Raw genomic sequence first — 23,191 nt, forward strand, 5'->3', positions numbered from 1 at the left:
TAACTCTTGAACTTTTTCTCGTTTGAACGATTCACTAAAAATCCGTCGTTGACGAATCTTTAAATTTGTACTTTTTTTAGAATCTGATTTCGATTTGCTCATAAATAAGTTGATTTTTTTGTCAACCTATTTTAGGCAAGCACAATTCACCACTCAAAACTCTTAACTCATCACTTCAATCATCTTGGTACTTCGATTTTTTGAAGAATTTGAGCAATGATGTCTTCTGGTGTTGAGCCTTCCATCTCTTTTTCTGGAGTAAGAATAATTCTGTGACGAAGTACCGCAGGGGTAAGCTCCTGCACATCTTCTGGCGTTACGAAATCCCTACCTCTGATAGCTGCCAAGGCTTTTGAAGCATTTAATAAGGCCACAGATGCTCGTGGTGAAGCGCCCAAATAGATAAATTTTGAATTACGGGTTTCATGAATAATTTTGGCGATGTATTCTAAAATTTTAATATCAACAATGGATTGTCGTACTTTTTCACGTAAAGCTGTTAATTGTGCAGGCGTCAAAATGCTATTAATCAACTCAACAGGATTGCTGGATGCTGCACTGGAACGAGTATGATTACCTTGGAGGATTTGTACTTCCTCTTGATAAGATGGATAATTGATGATGATTTTAAAGAGAAAACGGTCTAATTGTGCTTCAGGTAAACGGTAAGTTCCTTCTTGCTCAATAGGGTTTTGTGTCGCCATCACTAGGAACGGAAAAGACATCGGATAAGTAGTGCCCGAGTTCGTAATTTGTCGTTCTTCCATTACCTCAAACAAAGCCGCCTGAGTTTTAGCAGGCGAGCGGTTTATTTCATCAATCAAGATAATATTTGAAAAAATAGGGCCTTTTTTGAAATCAAATTCGGCTGTTTTAGGATTAAAAATAGCTGTTCCTAATACATCCGAAGGCATCATATCAGGCGTAAATTGAATACGGCTAAAATCTGTAGAGATTGTTTTTGCCAACAATTTAGCAGTAAGTGTTTTCGCTACGCCAGGAACGCCTTCTAACAAAACATGACCATCAGCAAAGATGGCAGTTAACAATAAATCGATGGTGTTCTGCTGACCGATGATAATTTTCCCTATTTCTGCTCTGATATTGGCTACTGCTTCTTGTAAATCGCTAAGGTCTATTCTTGATTCAAATTCCATATATAGTTGTGATTGAGTGATTGATTTAGTTGTGAGTTAGTGAATTGTGAATGAGTGAGTTGTGATTTAGTGATTGATTTTAGTTTTGAGTTAGTGAATGAGTGATTGTTTTTAATTTTTATTAAGTGATTTGTTCATGGTTTGACTATTAGATTAAAGAGTTATCATTACTTTAATTTACTAACTCACAATTCACAACTAAAGTAACTCACTCATTCACAACTAAAACCAATCACTCAATCACAAATCACTCATTCACTCAATATTCTACGTGTTCTTATAAAATGCTTCAATGTGTTTATTAAAGTCAACCAAATCTTTTTCTTGAACGTGTTCGCTACTTTGCATGGTTGCTACATAATCGAAAAGGTCGTTAATTTCGGCAATGGGTAAATTAGTCTTACGACTTAAATCGTCTTTAAACTCCTGATCTAAAATCGTCGTTTTTAAATGAAATTTATTTCTGATATACGCCAATAAATAAGCTATTTTCTTATCAGAAATGGCCTTATGGTCTTTTTGATTATAATACAATGCACCAATGGTTTCTACAAAACTCAATGAGGTATTTTGAGGTATTTCGATGATAGGAATAATTCGTTGACGGCGTTTGCCTTCAAAAATTAAATAAATTAATAACGAAACTAATGTAATATAATAAGCCCATTTTAGTGCGGGCTGACTAGCAATAAATTTGAATGGAGAACTATCGATATCATCTTCACCTTTAGCATATTTTGATTTTAAAATACTTCTACTGTTTTTGCCAAAACCTACAACGTTTACATATTCATCCCAGTAAACTTGGCGTTCGGGCAAATATGATAATGCCTTAAAGGCGTAGTCTGCATTATTGGCTTTTAACAGATAAAAATTAGAAAAAGCTTTAGGGACAGTGCTTAAATAAAAAGAGCCTTTCCCAAAAGGAATTTTAATGAAATTAGCCTCCCCAGTGTGATTTTTGCCTAAGATAATAGCATTAGTAGCGACAATTTTTGTTAAACTATCTTTCTTATAATTCAACTCAAAGTAGGTATTCACAGATTGGTGATGATAACGGAAGGCTTTAGGAGCTTTAAGCTGAGGATTTACTAAATTAATAGTAACAGAATCTTTGGTAAATGTTTGGCTATAATTTGTTTCAAAATGTAGTGTATCATTTAATCCATAAAAATCCTCAGCAGCAATAAAGGCGTTATTACCTTGATGAACATAGTCTAACAGTTTTTTACGGTTGATAGAATCTACCCTAAAATACTGATATACATAAATATAATTGCTCTTTGTATTGTTTATAGTATTAGCCGCTCCCTTTGCATAAATAGGCACTCTACCATCAGAAATCTTTTGATTTCTGAATACTTCTGGTAGTAATTTATACAATAATTCGCAACCGTAAGGGATTTTATCTTTACTCGAATACGTCTGAGTCCAATCGATAGGTTTTGGCGTGTAGATTTCTACCAAAACGAATCCTAGTACAGTTAAAGAAAGAATTAAGAGGTAAAAACGATGTTTTTTCATACGTACTATTCTGTATCGCTACCATCGTCGGTGATGGTGGTCAGACTAATAATTTTATCGTTTTGAACCATTATTTCCAAGAAAGAATCAGTTGCGCCAAACCTTACACTGACGGTAGTGATCCAGTCTTCCACAGAGTTATCCACATCTCTAAGCTTATATGATTTAGGAAAGCGTTTTTTTACTTTAGCCATATTATCACCTACTTTCAAATCAACCAAATTATCAATTTTAAATTTAGATGTTTTTAATTCAAACCCACTTACTGTTTCGTCCATTACAAAAAAGACATCTTTGCCGTAGAAGTATTCTTCAAAATGATTAGATAGTTGTGCATCTTGAGTTTCTTCTTTTTTTACCGAATCTGGCGACCCTAGTTTATCTAAAATTACGCCATAATTAGCCCCCAACTTAATACCCGACACACTCATTGTATAATAATCTAGGGTATCGTAATCATCGTCGTCATTATACATTTTTTTAGGATGTGATGAAGGCTTGAATGACGACAAAGCTATTAATACCAAAACGGACAAGAGCGTAATTGAACTGAAATATTTCATGTTTTTATGAACGATTTAGATACTTAGCTGTATTAATTAATTTGATTACTAAATTTTAAAAAATCCTCTCGAATTTCAACAAAATGTTCTTCATCAATCGGGAAATCGCCATACCAAGTATACTCAAATTGACGTGTTACCTGATTGAAGCTGGTCTTTAATGTTGATGATTGTAATTCATAAACGTAAGATTGATTGGTTTTATTGATTTGCCAATGAATCAATCCTGCATCACTCAGTTCTTTCAGAGCCTTTAAATAATATAGTCGTACCGCAAGGCGATAATTTTTCTGTGCGACTGCCTCAGAAATGGCTTCGTTAAAATTTATCTGATGAATATTTTCTTCGATGGTTTCGTATGGAATATCATATTTAGATTTCTTTTTAAAAAGCCCATCAAAATTAACACCAATGAGTTTTAAAATGATAAAAACTACAACCGATGCTACAAAGAAATAGGCAACTCCTTTCCAAAAATTAGGATTACCCACACCAGAAAAATTTTTTGAAAACCATTCAAATAATTGGCGTAACAAACGATTCCACCAATTTTCTACATAGTTTACTTGCTCAGTACCATATTGGTAGTCTTTTAGTTTTCTGAAAGCATTTATTTGGCTTTCTTGTGGCTTTCTGACGATTACTTTGGAAGAATCAACAACGACAGCCAGACTATGAAAGGAAGTATACGCTGAAAGCAATATTAAATTTATAAAAATGTGATAATACAATCTAATATTCTTCATCTTCATTTTCAAAAGTTTTCTTCTGACCAATGGCCGAAATCTGTGATTTTAGCGATGTGCCATCTTTGCGTTCTACTAAATTAAAATATTGAAAAGTAAGTGCCACATACGTTAAAGATGAAATCAGTACTCTACCAATGGTAGCAATAATACTTGTAATAATTAAGGGAATATTTTCTGAGGCTCCACCACCAATTTTCAATACTTTCATGATAGTAACAATGACAGAGGGTGCCGAAAATACTAAAGAAAGAAAATAATTGATAATGGCAAAAACCATTATTAAACCAAACGTCGACCACCATTTTTGCTGAATCAAATAATTGGCTCTACCAAAAGCATCCCAAACGCTGATATCTTCAAATGCTACGATTGAAGTATTTAGGATAAAAATAATTCCTAAGTAGATAATAGTGAGCAATGCTAATAAACCAGCCAGAAACATGGCTAAATTAGCAGAAATGCCAGAACCAGCTCCTGAAACAATGAGGCTAATAAAAAAACCAAATACTAATAATACAACTGCCAATGCCAGTGTTACACTTAGAATACTTGATAGAATGGTGAGGTATAATGATTTTACGCGTGCCCAAACCATTTCTATGGTGATTGTCTTGGGGTCATCTGAATGGATGTACTCAATAATAAAAGCATATACAGTACTGGCGACCATAACGCTTGCAAAAAATAAAAAAACCAGTGAAAGGAAATAGTTTGCAGAAAACAGATAAGCTGTATTTCTACCCATTATTTCTCCGAATAGCTCTGCTGGAGAACTATTTTTAGTATCCTGACCGATGTTTCCAACTTCTAGGGCAGCTATTTGAACTAACCCACCAAAAATACCTCCAATAAGCACTAATGGCCCCGTCAGGTATAGTAAAGACAAAAATAAGGTTTTGAAATTGGCAGTAATAAAATTAAAAGTTGCGTTTATTTTATCACTAAAATCTCGTTCCTGTTCAAAGATTATTTTGGGTGTTTTTTTCATTTCTAAATCGATTTAATTGTATAGGGTAAACTACAAAATACCAGATAATAAACAAAGCAGAAGGCAAAATAATCATCAAACTTGGTATCAGTGAAAGATGTTTTCGGGTAAGAAAGCTTTCGATAAATCCTGCTACGATAAACAATGGCACTAAGCCAATAATAATTTTTAAGCCCTGTTTAGCCCCTTTTTTGAAGGATGCAAGTCGGGTAAAAGTTTTGGGGAAAAGAAGACTATTACCCATGACTAAGCCAGCACAACCTGCAATAACAATGGAGGAAATTTCGAGTGTACCATGAAGCCAAATAGTTAATAAAGAAGTTTCTAAAAAACCATGTTGATAACAGAAATACTGAAATACGCCCACCATAATGCCATTGAAAACTAAAAAATAACCAGTACCTATCGAGAACAAAATCCCCATCACAAAGGTGATAAACGATACCTTTATATTGTTGATGGTAATCATAAAAAACATTGTGATTTCATCCTCATTTCCATAAATGGCCAGAGGGTCGCCTTTTTCAATATTTTCTAAAGTCATTTCAACATAGCTATCCCCCAAAATTAGCCTAGCAAAAGAATCATCATAAGCAGCCGAAACAGCCCCTAGCAGTGCTGAAATACTGAAAATGATAAAAGAAAAAAGTAATTGTCGTTGAGAATTATAAAACAAAGTAGGTAATTCTACTTTCCAAAAAGTGATAAAACGGTTTGCCTTTTCTCGTTTATTTGAATAAATTTTACTAAAAAGGGTAGATGTTAATCCATTAAGGTATTGAGTAGTTGGCGAATCTGGATAGAAAGTGCGCGCATACGAAAGGTCGTCAGTCAACTCTACAAACCTTTCAGAAAGGATGTCGGGGTTTACATTGACTGAGTCTTCCTCAAATTCCTGCCATTTATCAAGGTTATGCTTTTTAAATAGGGCTTCCCGCATGGGTTTATAAATAAAATTTATTTGAAATACTTCTCTCTACTAACTTTCTGAAAGTTACAAAACTTTCTGAATGTTGCCATGCTACAAACTTTTTTGCATCAAAAACTTTTCTTATTTTAGGCAAATATATCATATACCTTAGCCCTACAAATTTAAAAATGAGTAAAATACGAATTCAAACCACTCAGAATGTTGCTTTAGATTTCATACCTGCTAGTCTTGGCGACCGCATTGTGGCTCATATCATCGACTGGCTTATCTTCATCGCGTGGGGCATTGTATGCATATTATTGTTTTCAGGCTTAAGTATGTCGTTTGATAATAATGATATTTTAGGCGTTGTGTTTATCGTTTTATTCTTATGGCTACCTCTTATGTTTTATGATTTACTTTTCGAAGTATTCATGAATGGGCAAAGCATAGGCAAAAGAGCGATGAAAATTAGGGTTATCAACCTTGATGGAACTCAACCAACCTTAGGAGCTTATTTGATGCGTTGGCTATTTAGATTAGTTGATACTGTTCTTTTTGGCTCTATCGTAGCACTTATTACCACTGCTGCGAATGGCAAAGGACAAAGAATTGGAGATATAGCCGCAGGAACTGCGGTAGTTAAGTTGAAACAAGCCGTTAGTTTAAAACAACTTCGTCAGGAAAGCTTTAATGATAACTATCAGGTAATGTTTCCTCAGGCTAGTCTTTTATCTGACAATGATATTACAACGTTGAGAGCAGTATTAAGAAAAGGAGAGCACAATCAGGAATTGATAGAAGAAGCTACTGAAAAAGTAAAAGAAGTAATGGCTGTGGAGTCTGATTTAGACAACTTTCAGTTCCTGAAAAAAGTACTTGCAGACCATACCTATTTAAATACTATTGAGGACTAGCCTTTATCCATCTTTCGCTTCTGATAAAAGCTGCTTTCGCTAAAAATACTTTTCTATAACCCAAGGGACTTTGATTGGTAATTTGTTTGAACTGTTTATTAAAGTGAGAAATATTTCCGAAACCACTTTCAAAACATACTTCTGCTACTTGTTTTTCGGTATTGGCTAATAAATTACAGGCATGTTTTATCCGATATTCAGTTACTAAATCAAGGAATGTTTTTTTAGTGATTTTCTTGAAGTACCTACAAAACGCTGTTTCGGTCATGCTGGCTAAATGTGCGGCAGTTTCTAAATGGAGCTCTTGGGTGTAGTTTTCAATCACATAAGCATAAATTTTATTGATTCTGTCTAAGTCAACTGCCGACATTTCAAATTGTTTAGGCTCACTTTCAATCAGCTTTAAATCATTAGAAATGGCTATGGTATTCAATAAATCTAGCAGACCGAGCATTCTTTGAAAAGGAGGGACATTCAATAGAAAAACCATTTCCTTCGCAATGCGGTCTCTTGTTTTTCCTGTAATCTGAATACCTTGTTTGGCTTTTTCTAGCAATATTCTGATGGGTTCTGTCTCTTGGTTTTTAAAAAACATATCGCCCCACACTTCCTCCTTAAACTGTACTACTATTGCCTGTGAAGAGCCTTCTATGCCAATACCTTCATTTTTCCAACAATGAGGAATATTTGGACCCAGTAAAATCAAGTCACCCGACTGAAAATCAGCTACATTTGTTCCTACAAAGCGTTTTCCTTCACTTTTTTCAATCAGCGTCAGTTCAAATTCTGGATGAAAATGAAAAGGAGCATCAAAATAAGAATAACTAATTTGTTTAAAAAAAATCGAGCTGTTCGATGAATCTCTCAACTGTTCTAAAGACGCCTTCATTTATTGTAATTTTATCGAATTGATTGAAAACCAAAGTTTTAAGGTAAAAATGCACATATTTTACTAAAAAACCATAAAAAATCAATCAAATTGATAAATGATTAATGCTTCGGACATCCACAGTCTTTTTTCTTGAACAAACCCCAAAGAAAACCTTTTTTACGACGGCGTTTTGTTTTAAAAGCAGCGTCTGACTTGCTTTCCGAAATACTTGTTTTTACAGCATTGCTAGCAAAGGCTTCACTCTCAACTTGTACACAAGACAGGAGAACGGTAAAAAGAATCAATTTTTTCATAAATCCTTTATGATTTAATGGAGTTTAAACTTACTATATTTCAACGAAAAAGCCATAACAATCTGTATGTTGCTATGGCTTTTTACTATTTCAACCGTAAATTTAATATTGCGGTACTAAAAATAGAGGATTAAAAAATCTGATATTTTAAGGATGGGATATTTACCCGCAGATTTTCAGAGATTTTAAACTGCAGATTAACGCTGAAATATAGCCAAATCTAAAACGCTCATAGCTCATAGCTCACTGCTCATAGCCTTATTTCAACTTCCCTTTCAAATAATTAATCGCTAGTGAATAAGCTTCTTCTGAGGCTTCTCTATCAAATTTAGGATTTGACGGATTCGCAAAAGCGTGTTCTGCATCAAAAGATTTTACTTTGATAGCTTTGCCAGCAGTAGCCATATCTTTTTCAAATTGCTCCACTACAGCTTTTGAAATCCATTGCTCTCTGCCTGCAAAAAGACCAAGTACATCACATTGCAATGTTTTTAATTTTTCTACATTTTTTTCAGGCATGCCATAATACATTACACAGCCCACTGCTTGTTTGCCTTCGATGATAGCAGATTGTAGCGATAAGCCACCGCCAAAACACCAGCCTACCGAAGCAATTTTAGCTTTTGGTCCTACAAAGGCCAAAGCACCTTTCATGATAGATTGTAAACGCGCAGGGTCAGCACCTGCCATCAAAGCACCTGCATCTTTAGGGTCAGTCGCTATTTTGCCATCGTACATATCAATTGCAATAACAGTTACATCTTTCAAATCGCCATAAAACACTTCAGCTTGTTTTTTGATATAATCGTTCAAACCCCACCACTCTTGATATACAAATAAATACTTGTTTGAAGGTTTAACAGCTTTAATTATATAAGCATTAGCCGTTTTGCCATCTGGCGTTTTGAATTCAATCATTTTACCACCAACCATACTTACGTGTGTATAAGGAAGAGGCGAAAGGTGAGCAGCCTGAAATTCTTTTGTAGATGCCATCAATTGCATGTCATCTTTAGCCAAAGAGCAACAACTCTGAGAGAAACCCATATAGGTTAGCATCGATAATGCCAATGTAAAGAATAGTTTTTTCATTGAAATAGATACCTCCAATCCCCGACGGAGTATTTGTTTTGGTTTAACCAGTTCATCATTGGGGGAAAATCAATCATGAACAATTACAATATCTACTTAACGGATAAAAAGAGAAGATGGTTTAGGCTTAATGATAATTTTAAATGAGAGAAAGACTTTGAATGACCCTGAAATATAAATTTTAACTTAACAGCTGTTTATTTACGAGGAGTAAATACCAAAATAGTATATGTAAAAGTTGTACTTGTTTTATCTATTGGATTATCAGGAGTATCTGAATTTTCAGATAAATTAGGTTCTTCCTTGATAAATTTCACATTAAACATTACTTTATATTTTTTTGTATAGAAAATAGCACTTTTTGCTTCGCTACGCATCATCATTTTATTTACTTCATCGCTATTTTTTTTGTTATAATTCAATTTAGCAATCTTTAAATCCATTTCACTGGGTATAATCTCCTCTTTTTCAATTACTAAAGGATCTAGAAATATACTTGCACCATTTATTGCCTGAGGGTCGCTCTCAGGAAGTAAGCCTTTTAAGATATAAACAATTGAATTTGATTCTTTATATACTACTTCTTTAGAAGTAATATTCTCAAAACCTTTTTCTTTACCATTATCAAATGGTTTCCAATCTACATTTATTTTATCTAACAATTCTGGTTTGATACTGCTATCGGGTAATTTGAACATTTTGTCAAAATCAATGGCAGCCAAATTTCTGCCTAAAACTTTTTTATATTTACGGAGGTTTTCTTGTCCTAATAAGACTTTTATCATTTTAGGAGCAGGCTTATAATATATTATTTCAATCTCTTTATCTAAATAAGCTTCATTATATTGCTCGGCTGTAATTTGCTGATCTACACTTAATTCTTCTCCATTTTTAAGTTTGTAGTCAACGGTGATTTCATAAGAATTACTCTTACTCTCTTCTTTTACAAGACCTAAATACTTTTCTTTTGTCGTAGTTGTGATAGTTTGTCCTCCATTAGTAATAAGAGCTTTTACAATTATTCCTTCTTTTTCAAAAGCTGAATCTTCTCGCTTATTATTAATAAAATCAATAAACCATATTCCCCCAACAATAGAAATCACACCAATTATTAGTTTTGCGATTGCCGCTCTATTTTTTCTTTCGTTAATCTCATCGAAGTTATTACTATATCTATAGTCATCATCTACTGGGAATTGATAGTGATAAGCCAATAAAGTAGAAAGCATAAAAACAAGACCCCCAAATAGAGCAATAGCACCACTGTTATGATAGACCACTTCAATAGGCAAGAAAGAAGGTAAGATGATGGAAGTTAATGCGATGCCAAATAGAATACGTGTAGTTTTTGTGGTTACCATTGGATATGCTTTTTGATTTAATAGTTTTGTCTATTTTAATGCTCATTAAATAGACCTTCGGATGGTTATAGTCTTAGTACAAATCTAATGTATAGAAAATCTAAAAACGAGAACAATAAAAATTACCTTAGTTCCCCATTTATCTTCAATTTTGTATTAGGTAATAATTTTCTAATTCTTTGCTCTTCTTCTGAGGATATTTGTCCTTTTAGCTCAAGGTTATCAATAGTGATTTTGGCTAATTCATCAGGGATATGCACTTTATTCAAAAATGATAAATGTAAATAGTCTATTTTCTGTAATGAATAAATATCATTTGGAATGGTTTCGATATTACTGATTGATAAATCGTCGATGTCTTTTTGATATCTAAACTCAGATTTCTTTGGGTCGAAAGTGTTTTTATTATTGATAGCCCAAGCAATTTCGGGCTTTAACGTATAATCGTCTTTGTTTTGAGATAAGCCAACAAAACCACCCCAAAACTCCATTTTATAACTCTTTTTGTGTTGAACATCTTCTAATACAAAAGGCACTTTCACCAATTCAGATGCCAAATCGTTGATTTTAGCAATCGGCTTTAGGTCTCTCTTTTTACCTTCTTTGGTATATGGGAAAAACTTAACAATCCATCCATCAATGGTTGTAGGCGAGCCATACTTTTTTTCAGTATGGGCTTTTACCATATTCATCCAGAAGTCTTTTTTGAAATTCCCTTTTTTAGTTTCAATGATTTGCTTTAATACAGGTTCTAGTTCTGATGTCCACCAAGTTAGATTGTATTTAGCGATATATTTCGTCTTATCAAGCACTTTTTGCCAATCTTCAACTGTTCCTTCAATGGTAATTTTCGGGATACCACAACCTATCAAGACTACTTTATAATTAAAGTATTCTTTAACGGTTTCCATCACTGTAATTTCACTAACAATTCTAGTTGTTGGGGTAGTAGTAGTAAAGTCTGCTGTGAGTACACTGGTTAGTTTGTTGCCAGTATAATCATTAATTTGACTAGTGAATTGTGGAAAAACAGCTTCCCAGTTACTATTAGGATTTCCGATTTGAATATCGTTTGAAATAATATTAAGATTTTTCTTGTTCTTGAAACCTATAATATCTTTTCTGAATGCCTCTGAATTGTTAGAGATGTGTCTGGCAAAACCTTGGCTAATAAGTAGCCACATAATATCTGGTGAAATCACAAAAGGTCTATGCTCTTTATAAGCCGTTAAAATCCCTGTCAAGAAAGGATGTTCTCCATAGGTAACTATACTATCTGGAAGCTGTGAATTCTTTTCAATGTCTGCTTTTAGAAATTTAAAAACATCTTTTGAAGAGGTTTGGTACAGAAATTTCTCAGGTTTGGTAAGCGTTTCAATCTCAAAAGTATTCTGTGTTTGGCAAAACGACGTGAAGCTAGCTAACGCTAAGACGGTGGTGATTAGTTTTTTCATGTGTTAAATAAAACGATACGATAGAGGATAGTAAACTATAATTTATACAAGTTTAATGGTTTGTCGTTAATTTAACGATATTATATTTGCTTTTAAATAAAAAGCTAAATATTTAACTGATACTACCAGTAGGTATAGCGTCTTTTAAAAAAGTGTTTAAAGGATTTTTTCTAGTTTTAAAATTGTTTTACATTTGACTATAAAACGATTAGAAAACATGCAGACAATTTCTAAAATGAATCAGATGCAATTACATCTGTTACAGTTTTTTGCAGAACAGGATATTAGTTCTGAAGAAGCAGAGGAATTACAAAAAATCATGGCCCAATATTATTTTGATAAAGCTGAACAAGAGCTAGAAAGAGTAATGTATGAAAAAAATATTACTCAATCTGATATAGAAGATTTGGCTAATCAACACCTACGTATTCCTTACAATAAGTAATGAGAATTTTAATTGATATAAATTGTTTGTTGATGATTACACCAAAGTCGTCTAAGTATCATCGGCTTTTTAATGCTATTCAATCTGGAGAAATTGAATTAGCTGTTTCTACGGAAATCTTGGCAGAATATGAAGAAATAATAGGTAACTTTTATTCTCCAAATTATGCTGAATTGATTCTAAAAGGCTTAATCAATCTACCAAATGTGATAAAAATTAATCCTATTTATTATCAATGGGGATTAATCACAGTGGATGTAGACGATAATAAATTTGTGGATGTTTGCATAGCATCAAATGCAGATTTGATTGTTACCTACTATAAACATTTTAAGGAATTATCAAAGATTCCATTTCCGAAGGTTAATTACTGTAATTTAGAGGAATTATTTAGTGAATATATGAGAAATTAATAATACATGAGTTATCTCATTGAGAAATAAAAAAAGGGCAACCTAAGCCACCCTTTACACTGATAATATCTAAAAATCTCTTAGTTAGTTTTCAACAATTCCACTTCAAATATCAAAGTTGCTCCTCCTGGAATATCTCTGCCTGCTCCACGTTCGCCATAGGCTAAATGATGAGGTAAAAAGAATTTATATTTACTGCCAGTAGGCATTAATTGTAAACCTTCTGTCCAGCCTGTAATTACTTGGTTTAAGCCAAAGCTGATAGGCTCGTTACGCAAAACACTGCTATCAAATACTTTTCCATCGATAGTTGTACCATGATAATGCGTCAATACTTTACTTCTTGGTCCGCTTGGTTTTGGACCATCACCTTGTACTAATATTTCGTATTGTAAACCACTTTCAGTTTCAATAACTTCTGGTCTTTTTCTATTTTCTGCCAAGAATACTTGTCCTTTGGCAATTTCGTTCGCTAAGATTTCACTCATGTGTGCTTGTCGAGTATCTGAAAAACTCATTGTTTTTGATTGTTTAATGTATATTATTTTTTGTATTGAAACGTTTTTTGAATCCTATTTGGTTCAAATTTAATGGTGATTGAGTGAATTGTGAATCAGTGATTATATTTATTCAATCTTGGTATAAAAGCTTTACCCGCTGATTTCGGAGATTTAATCCGCTGATTTTCGCCGATACTTTTCAGATAATATCTCCACTATCTGCGGAATTTTTCTGCGATAATCTGCGGGTAAAAGTAAATAATTTCAAAGATTCCCAAACCGACAGCTTTATTCCACCACTGTAACACCACCTCTTAAATCCTGTTTGGTACAAATTTAATTGTGAATGAGTGATTATATTTCTTCAATCTTTGCAGGAAAATTCACCCGCTGATTTCGGAGATTTAATCCGCTGATTTTCGCCGATACTTTTCGGATAATATCTCCACTATCTGCGGAATTTTTCTGCGATAATCTGCGGGTAAAAGTAAATACTATCAAATATTCCCAAACCGACAGCTTTATTCCACCACTGCAACGCCACCACCAGAATAACTTCTATATTCACCACGATACATGGCATCGGCTGAAACAGGTCCCATTTGGAATTTACCTTTTGAAACTGCCCTTACCAAATAATAGAAAGTTTGTGGTTTGTCAGCTACCGTAGTAAAGAAATTTATTCTATCATCTCTAATGTCAAAATGCTCTGGCGTACTTTGGTCTTTTATCCAAGTCAACTCTCGGTCGGCATTCAATCTTGGGTTTTCAATTTCCAACCCTGCTGGTAACATATCCGTCACTACAACGTTATCCACATTCAGTCCATTCATTGTGGATAACGTAATTTTAACCACAATCAACTGATTTTGTTTGAACTTTGCTTCACCCAAAGGCTGTCCTGAACGACTATAAAATTGCTTTCTAACCTTCAAGACATTGTCAATCTCCTCATATTTTCCTGACGCACTTAATCCTTCAGCTTGGGCAAAGTAATACAAACTACCTTTGCCTTGGGTACGGATAATAGATTGATTAGCGATATTTTTTATCAACAAATCCTTACTAGCAAAATTACCAACTATTTTTCCATTACTCGTCAACGAAGCTGTAATGTTACTAGCATTGGCTTTTTTCGCTAATTTACCCAAAGCTAAAAAGGCAAAAGATTGCTCTTGCGTACTTAGCCAACGTTCTTGCTTTAATACCATTGAGAGCTGTCTTGCCAATGTCGGAATTTGAATATTATTCGGGTCAGTATCAATCAATGTATTTAAAACCAAAGCCTGATTACGAATTGGTGAGCTAAAACTTCCGCCAGATTGTTTTTCTGTTTGTTCAAAAATGTAACTTTTTGGCAGAATAGTCGAATAGCTTCTTACATCGCCTATCAGACTATAAGCGGAGGCCAATAAGTACTTTTCGTCGATGGTCAGAACACTTGGATTTGCCTTGTAATAGTTCATCACCGAGCGATTAGGCTTCCCAGCCAAAGCCAATACGTATAAGCTATAAATGGTTTCTCTGCTAGCAATCACCTTTGTCGTATTACCACCATTCTGATAGATGTATTCATAATCAGTTTTCTTCGTGTTTGATTGGTTATTTAGGTATTCAATCAATTTGCCCAACGTAGCATTACTTACTTCAAAATCATTCTTTTGTGCCTCTAATAAGAAGTGCATCGCAAAGGCTGAACCCCACCAAGACTCGCGGTCGCCACCTTGCCAGTACGACATACCACCGCTAGGCAATTGCATCGTTTCTAGTTTTCTAATGGCCGCTTCTACATTATAGCGTGGGTTCAACTGATTATCCCCTGTTTTTAAATAAGGCTTTTTACCTGATTGAATCTGTTTTACCAAGTCTGCAAAATACAATTGTGGAAAAGCCGAAGCCGTTGTTTGTTCTACGCAACCAAAAGGATAATCCAACAGGTTTTGAAACTGATTGGTAAACTGTACCATTGGCGATTTACTAAGTGTAATTTCCGTGCTTAGGCTATTTGGTAAATAGTCATTATCTAAGCTTACCGTAGCTGTTCCTCCACCATTGACTACCCCTGAAACAGCAGTTTTCATCAAAGAAGTACTTGGGCGGATGGTTAAATCTATTTTCTCTGTAAACTTTTCTTTCAAGCCATTTACCGTAACATTTACTACGGCATTGCCCATCATCGCTCCCGCTTTCACAGTGAAATAAGCCCGACCTTCTTTTTCTGCTGGAATCACTAAGTTCTGTACTTTGCTTCCTACTACACTTAACCCACCCGACAAAGTAACAGAGGTACTTACCGAAGCATTTTGTTTAGTAGTATTGGTGACATTTACGGGTACTTGGATTTCATCATTAGGCGACACAAATCTTGGCAAAGCCGTGCTTACTACCAGTGGGTCGGCTACTTTCATGTTTTTAGTAGCAGAACCGAACGCTTCGTCTTTATAGCCAATCGCCATAATTCGCAAATCGCCAGAGAACTGTGGAATATCAAATTCAAAAGTAGTTTCTCCGCTAAAGCCAGTTTTCACAATACCAGACCATATTGCTACCAATTTTACCCGACCGTTGATTAATGGATTGACTCTTTTTTCTAAATCATACCCATCACCACCGACAGATGAGCTTCCTGCAATGGATAATTCTGGAAATAAAAACGGATACAAATCAAAGCTATTTACTTCTAAAGCCTGTTTTTGGTAAAAATGATTGTAAGGGTCAGGTGTTTTAAAGTTCTTCAACTGCAAAATACCTTCGTCTACTACCGCAATCGTTACCTCCGTATTGGCTTTGGTTTTAATGGTTACTTTCTGTTTGGTTTTAGAACGAGACTTTTCCACAGCTACAATCTCAATCGGTAATTGATTGTCGGTATCTTCTACCATTACAGGAGCATAACCATGTGCTACCGTAAGAGGTAGGTTAGAATTATCTAAGGGACGAATCAGCGTAGCGGAAACATATACGTTAGGCAAATGTTCTTTGCGAATAGCAAAACTTAATTCAGCTGATTTTTTATCGGTTTCAATCACAAAGTTTTCTAGCACGTGGTTTCGTTCAACCGTAACAATCAATTTACCCGCAAAAGGTGTTTTAAAAAGTACCTTAGCTTGGTCGCCGACATTGTACTTCTCTTTGTCGAACTCCATCACAACCTGTCCTTCGTTATTTACTTCAAAAGAACTGTTTTCTGTAGAGCCAAATCCATACGCATAGAAGCTTTGTGCCGTCCAAGATTTTGCTCCTTCGCTATGTACCCTTACTTCATATTCGCCCGAAACGGGTGGGGCATAAGCAATAGTTGTTTTGCCATTGTCGAACGCTAAAGCTCTTGAATATACCACCTTTGTCTGCTTTTTAGACGAGTATTTTAAGGTATTATCAGCATTTTTCTGAATAACAGTTTGGTATTCAAAACGCACAATTTCTATTTTACCTTTTGCTGTAGTAGGTTTTCCGTCTTTGTTCAAAGCTACTAACGGAATTTGTACAGGAACATTGGTGCTTACATAGGTATCGGGCATTCCAATACCATAAAAAACAGCTTGTGTAAAGACATCTAATTTCTTCAAGCGATTTACGGGGCGACCTGTTTCATCAAAAACAGTTACAAATGTTTTAGACTCCAATACACCCATATTGCTATAAGTAACAGGAATTTGAAAGTTTTCGTTAGCCATACCCCTAGCGTCGGTCACACCTTCACGAGTTATGTCCTCGAAATTGGTATTGTCTTGAATATCGAATACATAATCTTTAAAGGCTTTTGCCTCAAAGCGTTTTCTTTTCAGCTTAAACTGCATTTCATAATTTCTATCCGAAGCAGGCGGTCCAAATAAATTCAACGCAGTAGCTGAAATTTGGATGGTTTCACCATTACGATAGAATTCCTTGGCAGACTTCACATCAACCTTGATTCTATCAGGCATAAATTCTTCGATAGAAATATTGCGGGAAGCCAATAATACATCATTGGCATTCATTACTTCTAGCACATAAGTACCCGTAATGGCGGAGGTGCTAGTTGGTATGGATAACTCAACCGCTCCCTGACTATTTGTTTGTTTTTTAAAGGTTTTATATTCTCGACCATTAGGAAGGAGTAACCTAATTTTTACAGGAATTTCTCCAACAGATTCCCAATTTTGTTTACGAATAATGGTATTCATATTGATGGTTTCCCCCGGGCGATAAATATCACGGTCGCCATATATAAAGGCCTCAAAGCCAGAAACGTTATCACGTTTGCCTTCTACATCAAAACGAGAGGTCTCTACTTCCGAACCATCCATTAATAAATAATTAAAATCGTCTGCGGTATGGGCAGAAATCATCGCTACTTTAAAACCTGAAGCCTTTAAATCTTTGAAAGTGACAATGCCTTTTGAGTCAGTTTTAGCAGTTTGAATCGTTTGATTATTGCTCGAAATCAACTTGATTTCTACATCACGCATGGGCTCAGCCGTTTTGATAGCATTGGCAAATACTACCACTTCATTTTCAGAAGTTTTCATGATTAAACCAATGTCCGAAATACTGACAAGCTTAGTAGCATTGTTATAATATTCATCATTAGAATTAAGATTTACTAAATAAATCCCCTTGATATTATTTTGCTCAGGCAAGGATAAATTCAACGCACTGACACCTTTTACTTTGGCAAGATTAGAGGTCTCTATGGTCTTGTTAACAATTACATCAGAATATTGACCTGATTCATCCATGTCGTACATATATGACCCTGCTTTATATTCGCCTGTTTCTTCGTTATAATCCTGATAGTTTTGGTAACGACCATACTTCATAAAATGCAAAATGTTATTTTCATAAACCTTTGCAATCCTTACGTTTACTTTGGGGGTATTTACGATGTTTACGGCTATATTTTTATTTCCTTTTGAGGATAAATAAATGGCTTTTGAATTGGTAAAGCCTATTGAAGCAGGCATTTTACCAAAGTACAAATCTTTAGTATATTCATCCGATAAACTAGCACCAAGAATACCTTTGATGGTTTGTTTAATGGTCAGTACATAATTATCACTTTCATTAAAATCACCACGGATGATAAACCCATTTTCTATTGTTTCGACCTTGGTACTTAGGGTTGGATTATTCTTTTCTGGGGCTTTTACAGTAGTTTGCGTTTCGATAGGATTACCCGTAGAGTCGTACTCAATAACGGCTTCCTCCACTGCTACTTGTTGTTTTTCACCGCCATCAGTTTCGATAGAATACAGCTCTTGCAGATGCTCCGCTGATACACTTTGGTTAGTGATTACTTTTACATAACCTTGATTATTCTCAAAACCATGTTGAATATCGATAATTTCTAATGTTTTTAAGTCGGGTAAAGTAGTTTCCAAACTCAATACTTCAGCAGTTTCAAAGGTAGAATTTGGCATTGAAAGCCCTTTGTCAATCGTCACTTTAAAAGACTTTCCGCTGGCTTCTGCTTGATTTTTTAATTTTACTAAAACACTTGCAATAGCTCCAGACTGGGTAATTTGAAAATCTTGATTTTTATCATTCTCATCCGTCACCGTCAATGATTTTGCTAATTCTTGAGGGTTCACGGGGTAGTTGAAATTTACTTTCAACATCGCCGTTGGCTGACCATCCTCTCTTGATTTTGTCCAAAACGACTCTACATTTTCTATTTTTAAATAAGGCGTATGAAACTTTATTTTATCTGCATCTAGCCCTAAATCTTTCTCAGCTTTGGCTAAAATACCTTTGCTCACCACAGCCGAATAATCGGTTGCAGCTTCAAAACCTACAGCAGGCGAAAATACCAATTCGTTAGTGGCAGTCCACTTAAATTTTCCTTCCACTTTTGGTGAAAACTCAATCAGTGGTTCAGAAGACCAAGTATTTAAATCAGCTTCTTTGACTAAATCTTTACTAAATGTAAAAACAAGGTTTTGGGTAAGTTGTACTTCATCTTCAAAATTCAGGCTTTGTATCGTAACATCGCCAAATTTTGAACAAGAGAGTAAGAAAAAAAAGCTAAGAAAAAGGAAGTAGATGCCCGATGTTGGGCGATTGAAAGAGGTTTTCATAGAGCGTCGAGCCGATTTAGAAAATCGTAAAACAGAATTAAATGGGTTTGTGAAAATCTGAGAGAAGTTCAGCAAAGTTTAATTGATTATCAATTTTTTACCAATAAATCTTCGGAGAAAATTAGTAAACGGCTGAATGCTGTGGATAATTATATCTTATATCCTATAAGTTTTTAATAGATGGTCTTAAATGTTTGGATTTTAGAGAGGGTTTGAGATGAAAAATGCAGGTAAAAGTTTTGAAAGAATCTTTTTAATTGTCATTTTTGATAAAGGAATGATTATTAAACAAGCGATAAACCATATAAAATAAATATTTAGGTTTAATCCTTAAAATAACGTTATTATGTATGCAGCCATCAATGGAGTTTTTGAAAACGGCCAATTGACCTTACAAGAGGCTCCTCCAACCAAAAAGAAAACAAGAGTTTTAGTGATGTTTTTGGAAGAAATAGAAACAACTAAAGGTGAAGAAGTAATTAAGAAAAAGGGTATTAAACTTGGTAGCTTAGCAAGCAAAGGCTATTCTATTCCAGATGATTTTAATGCGCCCTTAGATGATTTAAAAGATTATATGTAATGGAACAATATTTGTAATATCGGTAGAAAATTTAAATAAATGCTAAACACAGTTTCGTAGGAATGGAATATAAAGTTGATACGGAACTTGAGAATCAATCGCTATTTTATGTGCTACCGATATGTAATCACTACAGGATGGGTTAGTATGGTATTTTATTGAAAACTTCTTCTGATAATTGATAATAGTAAAAGCGTTTATCATCAACAGAAGGAGTTCTAATTATAGCCTCTTTTACATGATAAAGAGTGATAAGCTTCTGATTAAATTGCTTGATAAATTCGTTTCTGATTTTTCTTTGATTTTCGGGTAATTTATCCTCTATAACTAATAATTCATTCATTAGGTTACTGTCAACACCAGTCGTAGTAAAATGTTCTTTTAATACTTTTAAAACTATTTTTTCTTGCTCAGTGAAGCTACTTATATTTTTATCTATTGGTTGAGTCGTTGAAAAATTCACAGTCTTTCTCTTTTTCCACATCCCAAAACTTATCAATAGTACCAGCATAGAAACAAAAACAAATATCCAAAAGCCATGAAAGTTTCCATAAAGTTTTCCATCTGCAATTGACTCTTTTTCTAAAGTATTAATAGCAATTTTATGTCGAACATTAGCCATTTTGGCAAAGTTACTTTCATTTAAGAAATAAAGTGTGTCATGCCAACTATACATTGAAAATGGGTCTTCTTCTATTGTTTTAGCAATTTGTGACCCCAATATTTTTTGATGGTCTTGCCATAATAAAACCCTATTTTCAACGGGATTAATCAACAATAATTTTAGCATCGCATCTTCTTTGTATTCTAGCAAGAAATATTTACCCGTCCAGATAATAGGTGTTTTGTCATTCGGAATAAGTAATTCTGAAATTTTCGGATGGGTAACTTTACCTAAAGTTATCCACTCTTTTTTGCTGAAAGAATATTGAAAAGCTTCTTTCTCATATTCACTTCTTCCATGATTTTTTGAATCTCTGTGTAGGCTATTATAAGCAGAAAAGAAATAGTCTTGATTTGCGATATAGGCATTTAAACCATGATTAATGGCTACTGGAGCAGGATTTTCGGGATATAAGCTTTCCCATTCGGCACTGGCTTTTTTAAAATAGGTTTGAATATTATTGGTTTGCCAAAAGCCATAACCCCCAAAGCTATACAGGCTATCTTTTCGAAGAAAACGAGTACTCAAACAATTATATCCTCGGAAAAATGTATTGTCTAGCCTTTTTAAGGATAAATTTTTGAAATCAAAATGATACACTTGATTGGTACAATCAATCAAAAGATAGCGTTCTGTCTTTTTGTCAGGAATTTCAATACTGATAACCCTTGCATTAGTTGGGAAGTCGGTTATGTTAATACCTGTAAATATAATTTCAGCAATATCTTGCCACTGTCCTATCGCTTTTTCCTGTTGTAAAAGCTTCTTTTCAATATCAATTCTATATAGCCGACCATCGGGATAATCTGCCCAAACCAAATATATACCCCAAGAATTTATTGACAAAAAACATCCAAAAGCAATTAGTGTAAAACGATATAGAAAAGTTTTGGACATGGCATAAACAGGTTGAAGACTACCAAAAATATGTGAAAAATACGTGAATAACGCAATTCACACAATAAATTTTGATAATGCCTAAAATTATAAATTGGTTTGGGAAGTTTTTTCATATTTATATAAAAGGGAAAGCGGAAAACCTTGTAGAGTACGCAGAAATATTTAAATCATTAAAGGAATGAATAATCTAATTCTAGTGAATGAAAATGGAGAACAAAGGAAAGCAAATTTTCAAGTTTTAATTGAAAATGACGAATTGAAAATTACGCAAATTGTCTTTATTCAGAGTTTCGAAAAAGACACGGATAAATTTCATTTTGAGAAATACAATGGAGATTTTGACATAAAAGCCATTGAATATCTTGATACAATTGTTGGACACAAAGGTTTTGGAGCTTACAAAGAAGTTAGAAATAATGGATTTGAATGGATTTTAATTGAATATAAAAGTAGTATTTGAGTACAATACTAAATCAACTATTCAATATTTAAGGGTATTTTATTTGAGCTATTGTAAATTTAATAATAATCTATATTTATAATAAAGGGGGGACAGACTAGCTGAACCTTAATAAGGTGATTAATCTAGAAAATTTGACTATTGAAGAGAGAGGCATAATATTGGAGAATCATATAACAACGGAAATAATTGTAAATACAAAAGTATTAGGGTTTGATAATGAAGATATAATATCAAGTATTGATGATGTTAATAATTATTTTGAACTACCTCCTCCAGTAATAAATGAGGAAATTTTAGCTCTAGTATTGTCTATCCCAATAGAAGAAATAAGGCTATTCTTTCGTACTTACTTCGAAGGAGGTAAAGTCCTCTACAAAAAACATATTAATGATACTTATATTGTTAAATTATTTTTTAAAAATAATGATAAATGAAAACTCGAAAGTTGCTTTCCCTTATTCTTGTTTTTGAAACAAATTGCTTCTTTAATATAATTATACTAACTAACTATTACTTTACATTTAATTACAAATAAACCAGATGAGTAAATCGAGTAAAAAAATAAGTCAATATAAAGATTTTCAAATTACTGAGATGGATGAAATACTTTCTCCATTTAGTGAATTTTCATCTTATTCTTTAACAAAGAGAGATAATCTTCAACAAATAGAAACTTTATACAGACTTTTACCAGAAGGATATGTATCAAAACGGAGAAATGAAATTGAGTCTATTGACTTTATTTATTCAGGTAGTTCTTCCCATAAGTTGTTATTAACTCTTATGGTTGGACGAAATGACGCTTTTAAAAGTAAAGAGTGTTTTGATATAGACGTTTTTAATATTGCTCCTTATTCTAGCCTACAGGATATTGAACTATATTTTGGTAAACAATGGCATCATTTTAAAGATATACATCAAATGAGAGTTTCATTTGATGTATATCCTACTATAATAGGAAATGAGATTGAAAGAAAAAACATGACTTATCGTAATGTATTATCTGGAAGTACTGGATCTTATAATATGGAAGAATATAGAACTGTAAAAAAAGATTTTTTTGACATTCATAGAAATTGTATTGAATCAATACTGAGAAAAAGTCAAAATTCAGTAAATGAGCAAACAAAATGGATATTGAAAAATGATAATCTATAACTCAAATAGAATGTTTTCTTTCTTATCAGGCGACTTATTCCCTTACTTAGGAAAATAAAAACGTTTAAGTTTTAAAATGCCTAAACAAAAAAAGAGATTACCCCAACGG

General features: G+C 33.8%; 21 protein-coding genes. 7 read left to right on the top strand and 14 right to left on the bottom strand.

The genetic code is table 11. From position 1 onward, the window contains the following. Positions 1 to 179: 179 nt before the first annotated feature. From VB264_RS09425 to VB264_RS09450, 6 genes are all read right to left on the bottom strand, one after another. Complete coding sequence (locus VB264_RS09425) at positions 180 to 1,157, bottom strand: AAA family ATPase (protein ID WP_323248784.1); 978 nt, start codon at positions 1,155 to 1,157, stop codon at positions 180 to 182. A 267-nt stretch (positions 1,158 to 1,424) separates the two neighbouring features. Then, entirely contained in the window at positions 1,425 to 2,681 is a 1,257-nt protein-coding gene (locus VB264_RS09430) for a DUF4350 domain-containing protein (RefSeq protein WP_323248785.1), read from the bottom strand. 5 nt (positions 2,682 to 2,686) lie between these two features. Beyond that, positions 2,687 to 3,244: a hypothetical protein gene (locus tag VB264_RS09435; RefSeq protein WP_323248787.1), complete on the bottom strand. Its 558-nt coding sequence runs from the start codon at positions 3,242 to 3,244 to the stop codon at positions 2,687 to 2,689. 32 nt (positions 3,245 to 3,276) lie between these two features. Further along, a complete protein-coding gene (locus tag VB264_RS09440; protein WP_323248789.1) occupies positions 3,277 to 3,990 on the bottom strand; it encodes a DUF4129 domain-containing protein in 714 nt (237 codons plus the stop codon). Continuing rightward, complete coding sequence (locus tag VB264_RS09445; protein WP_309914744.1) at positions 3,977 to 4,981, bottom strand: hypothetical protein; 1,005 nt, start codon at positions 4,979 to 4,981, stop codon at positions 3,977 to 3,979. Before VB264_RS09445 ends, VB264_RS09440 begins: the two co-directional genes overlap by 14 nt. After that, positions 4,953 to 5,921 carry a stage II sporulation protein M gene (locus tag VB264_RS09450; RefSeq protein WP_323248791.1) on the bottom strand — a complete coding sequence of 323 codons (969 nt, stop codon included), beginning with the start codon at positions 5,919 to 5,921 and terminating at the stop codon, positions 4,953 to 4,955. The genes VB264_RS09445 and VB264_RS09450 overlap by 29 nt, the downstream gene beginning before the upstream one ends. 158 nt (positions 5,922 to 6,079) lie before the next feature. On the opposite strand from VB264_RS09450, the gene VB264_RS09455 reads away from it, so the two are divergent. Further along, on the top strand, positions 6,080 to 6,808 hold the full coding sequence (locus VB264_RS09455; RefSeq protein WP_323248793.1) for an RDD family protein: 729 nt from the start codon (positions 6,080 to 6,082) through the stop codon (positions 6,806 to 6,808). Here VB264_RS09455 and VB264_RS09460 read toward each other — a convergent pair. From VB264_RS09460 to VB264_RS09480, 5 genes are all read right to left on the bottom strand, one after another. Further along, a complete protein-coding gene (locus VB264_RS09460) occupies positions 6,795 to 7,697 on the bottom strand; it encodes an AraC family transcriptional regulator (RefSeq protein ID WP_323248795.1) in 903 nt (300 codons plus the stop codon). The genes VB264_RS09455 and VB264_RS09460 overlap by 14 nt on opposite strands. Before the next feature lie 101 nt (positions 7,698 to 7,798). Next, entirely contained in the window at positions 7,799 to 7,993 is a 195-nt protein-coding gene (locus VB264_RS09465) for a hypothetical protein (protein WP_309914755.1), read from the bottom strand. A gap of 258 nt (positions 7,994 to 8,251) precedes the next feature. After that, positions 8,252 to 9,085, bottom strand: coding sequence for a dienelactone hydrolase family protein (locus VB264_RS09470; RefSeq protein WP_323248797.1), 834 nt, complete (start codon positions 9,083 to 9,085; stop codon positions 8,252 to 8,254). Positions 9,086 to 9,282: 197 nt separating this feature from the next. After that, entirely contained in the window at positions 9,283 to 10,446 is a 1,164-nt protein-coding gene (locus tag VB264_RS09475) for a hypothetical protein (protein ID WP_323248799.1), read from the bottom strand. A gap of 122 nt (positions 10,447 to 10,568) precedes the next feature. Next, the gene (locus VB264_RS09480) at positions 10,569 to 11,900 is read right to left on the bottom strand and encodes a DUF4419 domain-containing protein (RefSeq protein ID WP_323248801.1); all 1,332 of its coding nucleotides are present in this window, start codon (positions 11,898 to 11,900) and stop codon (positions 10,569 to 10,571) included. Between the two features lie 217 nt (positions 11,901 to 12,117). Between VB264_RS09480 and VB264_RS09485 the strand changes: the two genes are divergently transcribed. Together VB264_RS09485 and VB264_RS09490 are read left to right on the top strand one after the other, a co-directional pair. Next, entirely contained in the window at positions 12,118 to 12,345 is a 228-nt protein-coding gene (locus VB264_RS09485) for a hypothetical protein (protein WP_323248802.1), read from the top strand. Further along, on the top strand, positions 12,345 to 12,758 hold the full coding sequence (locus VB264_RS09490; protein WP_323248804.1) for a putative toxin-antitoxin system toxin component, PIN family: 414 nt from the start codon (positions 12,345 to 12,347) through the stop codon (positions 12,756 to 12,758). Before VB264_RS09485 ends, VB264_RS09490 begins: the two co-directional genes overlap by 1 nt. Before the next feature lie 80 nt (positions 12,759 to 12,838). On the opposite strand, the gene VB264_RS09495 is transcribed toward VB264_RS09490, so the two are convergent. Together VB264_RS09495 and VB264_RS09500 are read right to left on the bottom strand one after the other, a co-directional pair. Beyond that, positions 12,839 to 13,276, bottom strand: a complete 438-nt coding sequence (locus tag VB264_RS09495; RefSeq protein WP_309914768.1) for an FKBP-type peptidyl-prolyl cis-trans isomerase — start codon at positions 13,274 to 13,276, stop codon at positions 12,839 to 12,841. Between the two features lie 503 nt (positions 13,277 to 13,779). After that, a complete protein-coding gene (locus tag VB264_RS09500) occupies positions 13,780 to 19,317 on the bottom strand; it encodes an alpha-2-macroglobulin family protein (RefSeq protein WP_323248807.1) in 5,538 nt (1,845 codons plus the stop codon). Between the two features lie 346 nt (positions 19,318 to 19,663). Here VB264_RS09500 and VB264_RS09505 point away from each other — a divergent pair, with 346 nt between their 5' ends. Beyond that, positions 19,664 to 19,897, top strand: coding sequence for a hypothetical protein (locus VB264_RS09505; protein ID WP_323248809.1), 234 nt, complete (start codon positions 19,664 to 19,666; stop codon positions 19,895 to 19,897). A 142-nt stretch (positions 19,898 to 20,039) separates the two neighbouring features. On the opposite strand, the gene VB264_RS09510 is transcribed toward VB264_RS09505, so the two are convergent. Beyond that, the gene (locus VB264_RS09510; RefSeq protein WP_323248811.1) at positions 20,040 to 21,458 is read right to left on the bottom strand and encodes a hypothetical protein; all 1,419 of its coding nucleotides are present in this window, start codon (positions 21,456 to 21,458) and stop codon (positions 20,040 to 20,042) included. A gap of 181 nt (positions 21,459 to 21,639) precedes the next feature. Between VB264_RS09510 and VB264_RS09515 the strand changes: the two genes are divergently transcribed. The 3 genes from VB264_RS09515 (at position 21,640) to VB264_RS09525 (ending at position 23,082) form a co-directional block, all read left to right on the top strand. Beyond that, a complete protein-coding gene (locus tag VB264_RS09515; RefSeq protein ID WP_323248813.1) occupies positions 21,640 to 21,921 on the top strand; it encodes a hypothetical protein in 282 nt (93 codons plus the stop codon). A 134-nt stretch (positions 21,922 to 22,055) separates the two neighbouring features. Next, positions 22,056 to 22,358, top strand: a complete 303-nt coding sequence (locus VB264_RS09520; protein ID WP_323248815.1) for a hypothetical protein — start codon at positions 22,056 to 22,058, stop codon at positions 22,356 to 22,358. A gap of 106 nt (positions 22,359 to 22,464) precedes the next feature. Further along, positions 22,465 to 23,082, top strand: coding sequence for a hypothetical protein (locus VB264_RS09525; RefSeq protein ID WP_323248816.1), 618 nt, complete (start codon positions 22,465 to 22,467; stop codon positions 23,080 to 23,082). Positions 23,083 to 23,191: the final 109 nt, after the last annotated feature.

It is taken from the genome of Arcicella aquatica (genome assembly GCF_034928825.1).
Classification (GTDB): domain Bacteria; phylum Bacteroidota; class Bacteroidia; order Cytophagales; family Spirosomataceae; genus Arcicella; species Arcicella aquatica.